This is a genomic window from Mycobacterium sp. ST-F2 (assembly GCF_001905655.1).
In the GTDB taxonomy this organism is placed as follows: Bacteria; Actinomycetota; Actinomycetes; order Mycobacteriales; family Mycobacteriaceae; genus Mycobacterium.
This window is the reverse complement of record NZ_JMHT01000117.1, coordinates 1-3,279: the sequence shown is the minus strand read 5'-3', so window position 1 is coordinate 3,279 and position 3,279 is coordinate 1. Positions and strand designations below refer to the sequence as shown.

Annotated in this window: 3 protein-coding genes; 2 read left to right on the top strand and 1 reads right to left on the bottom strand. The window is 58.3% G+C overall.

The genetic code is table 11. From position 1 onward, the window contains the following. Positions 1–164: 164 nt before the first annotated feature. On the bottom strand, positions 165–518 hold the full coding sequence (locus tag EB75_RS28080) for a DUF732 domain-containing protein (protein WP_083612613.1): 354 nt from the start codon (positions 516–518) through the stop codon (positions 165–167). Positions 519–1,222: 704 nt separating this feature from the next. Between EB75_RS28080 and EB75_RS28075 the strand changes: the two genes are divergently transcribed. Together EB75_RS28075 and EB75_RS29110 are read left to right on the top strand one after the other, a co-directional pair. After that, positions 1,223–2,113 (top strand): hypothetical protein, encoded by an 891-nt coding sequence (locus tag EB75_RS28075; RefSeq protein ID WP_286150342.1) that lies wholly within the window; start codon positions 1,223–1,225, stop codon positions 2,111–2,113. A gap of 165 nt (positions 2,114–2,278) precedes the next feature. Next, the coding region (locus tag EB75_RS29110; protein WP_142239880.1) for a hypothetical protein at positions 2,279–3,279 on the top strand (1,001 nt) is incomplete at its 3' end.

Sequence of the window (3,279 nt, the reverse complement as noted above, 5' to 3'; positions counted from 1 at the left end):
GGACCAGCAGTCCCACCAGTTAGGTGTCCACCATCAGGGGTCAAGCCCACGGTACTCGCCGGGGACGTTCGACCTGGAGCTCGGGAGCTGGTGGCAGCTGCCCGAGCTCGAGTAGTGGGTTCGAAATCACGCACGATGTCTCGGAAGCACACCCGGCTATCGGTCTAATCGAATTTCACCCATCCGTTACTGACCGCCGTGGTGAATGTTTGAGCGAAGAACTCGGGACATAAGTTGCGAGTCGCCGCAAGGATGACGGCCATCGATGACTCCATGCCGACACCACGGTTCGCAGCGTTCGCGCCGATCTTCGGCAATGACTGGCCCGCGCGAAACTCGTTGCATGCCGCCACGCCGATCTGCACCATCGCGTCCATCGCATCATCTGTGTAGCGAACACCGGCACGGTCGAGTTCCTGCAAATATCCAGCCGAATCAGCCGCAGCCGTTGGGGCAACCAAAACCGTGATAGCGAGCGCCAGCACCGTCCCGCTCACCGCAAATGGGATCACGCTCATCGCAGAAATGCCTTTGCCTAGGGAAATGTTGCCGTGCAGACTAACGCTCGAATGTGCAAAAGAGCGACGGTTTCGCTGACATGTGTCAAGCCGTACTTGATGACTAGTGGGACTGATACGTACGACTGTGGCCCAGCATGCGTACAAGAGTGTCTGCGCGGAAGGTTGGGCTTCGAACTTCACTTTTCGCCGCGTTGCAGGCGGTGACTGGACTAGTTAGAGGCTGTGCGGCCGATCGCCGCCAGTGCTCAACAGCCGGTGTCACCTGGACCTAGCGGCCGCATCACAGACATATCCCAATCGGTTTTGGTGCCCTCCAGAAGGACTGACCGGCCGAGACTCGACGAGGTGCAATGCGCCTCGCCCGAGGTGACCGAATGTGAATGCCTACCGCCCAACCCCTCGGTAGACGATCGACTAGCTTGTGGCCAAGCTGCATTCGATCTTTGCGTGGTGCACTGACAGAGCCCAGGCGGCGAGGCGATCGCTATGGGCATCAACTTGGGCAACGACTCTGTCCAGCCTTCTGAGGGCGTACTGCCGCTCATCGCGCCTCCAAACGCCGGACCGCGAGTGTCCGTCGAACGTACTAATCCGGTGCGACGCGATTCCCAAACATCAATATCGAACAAATGTTCTCGTACCCTGGTCAGCGAACGGGCCCATAGTGCGCCCATCTAGCCGGAAGTACGGACCCGAACACAATGACTGCTGAACCCCACAGCCCTACTGAGAACTGCGGCGAGCCCATGGTGCTGGAATCTTGGACGAACCCGACGAGCATTGAGCTCGATCGGCGCAAGGCCTTGCTCGAAGCCATGCCGGGCTACCAGTTGAAGCTTGACCTAGAAGCACTTGGGCGAGCGGGTCATGTAATGCACCACAACGCCCAAGAGCTTTCGCGCCACGCCACCGAGTACTTGACCGGCCGTCGCGGCTTCTCACGGAACGTCGGCGACGAATTCGAAAACGAGTTGGTGCGCTACCTGCACAACTATCTGACGTCAGTGTTTTCACTGATCGAGGCACAGCGGGTAGTTATGCGCCATTGCTTCGGCGAGAAGTCCGAGTTCGAGTTGGGCGAGTACACCGAGCACCGCAAGGCCTCTTTCGAAACCGGCGAAGCCGAATTCATGACCGAGCTGCGCCACTACTGCACGCATCGATCAATTCCCTTGCCCGGCATCAGCACAACCTTCTCCGGCGGCGCCGGCCTCCCGGGCCTACTGATCAACAGGCTGACACTCGACCGGACGAAGCTGCTGGAATCGAAAAGCTGGTCTAGCTCGGCGAAGGCTTACCTGAATGCAAAGGACGAGCATTTCGATCTGGGGCCGGTGATCGAGAGCTACGTCAACACCGCAAGCGCTTTCTTCAACTGGTTCGTGCAGCGGATCAACGAGATCAACTCTGACGAGAAGTCCGAATATATCAAGGCTGCAAATGACCTCAAGGATTGGTACGTGCAAGAGACCGGTCTCACTGACGAATTTGTCAACGGACCCGAGCCACGCCCGGCGTCACCTGGCGGGCGTGCGCAACGTCGCGCAGCGGAGCGACAACTCCGCAAAGACAAGAAGCCGAAGAATCGGTAGCCCGGAACATCCAGGCGGACAACCAATTTGGAACACTAGGCACTGGACTATTGCCCTGGTGCAGCAGCGAGAATTCAGCAATATGGAAGAAGGAACGGCTGAGCCCGTCGGCAGCTTCGCCCGCGACGGGCTCAGCGGCGACGTGGACAAAGGGGAGATCCGCAATTGACCAAGAAGCAGATGGAAGGCGAAATAGCCTGTGAAGCCGGATTCTTGGTGCAAATCGACTGTCTCGATACGAGTTTCGAATCTAGCACGGCGTGTTTCCCAATGACCGTGAAGCTACCTCGGCTCGATGCTGATCAGCATCAGTACAACTTGATAGCACCATTCTCTGCGTCACGCGCCGCCCACGATGCCGCTGACGCAGCCGAAGCGAAATACGCTGGCGACAGCAAGTGGGGTTGCTTGCAGAACCCGTACGACGACCCCGAATCAGCCGAGCTGAGACCGATTTACACCGCCGCATTGGTCGAGAGACTTCGGTTTACAACCGAAGGAAAAGCTGGAAACGATGATGAGATTCAAGACACCGTTGGGCATTTCGGACGAGACTATGCAGCTTGGTGGCCACGGTTCGCCGAATGGATCGGCGTCGTTACTTCTCAGGATCTAGTCCGACTTGGGCGGCAACGCCGTGGTACGACACTGGACGTTGTCTCCATGTGGGTACCAGAACCGGCAGGCGGCGAGGCGCCAGGTTTTTCAACGATCCGTTTTGGTGACTTACGCGGCTACTGCGGTGAGGCCCTTACCGGAGCCCAGCTTGAGCGGTGTTTCGCACTTGCAGGGACGTCGCAGAGGCCGCCGCTAGCGTGGCGTCTGATCCGTGACGCGCGTTCGCTTGCTCGCTATGACGAACACAGGCGAGCGACTCTCGATGCGGCCACTGCAGCTGAACTAGCCGTGACGGAAACGCTGAATCAATATGCTCTCGCAGCGAACCGGCCAACCGTCACAATGGAGATCAAGAGGACCAGGATGCTTTCGAACTTGCTGAGTCTGGCGGCCGAAAAGATTCCCCAGACCGTGTCACCGACATTGTCTGATCAGGCATTGGCGCACGTCGCAAGGCCTAGAAACAAGGCAATTCACCAAGGTGTTCCGCTCAGCAAGGTGTCAGCGGTCACGTATTTCCCCAGGTTTGAGGGGTTGTCCGTCACGTA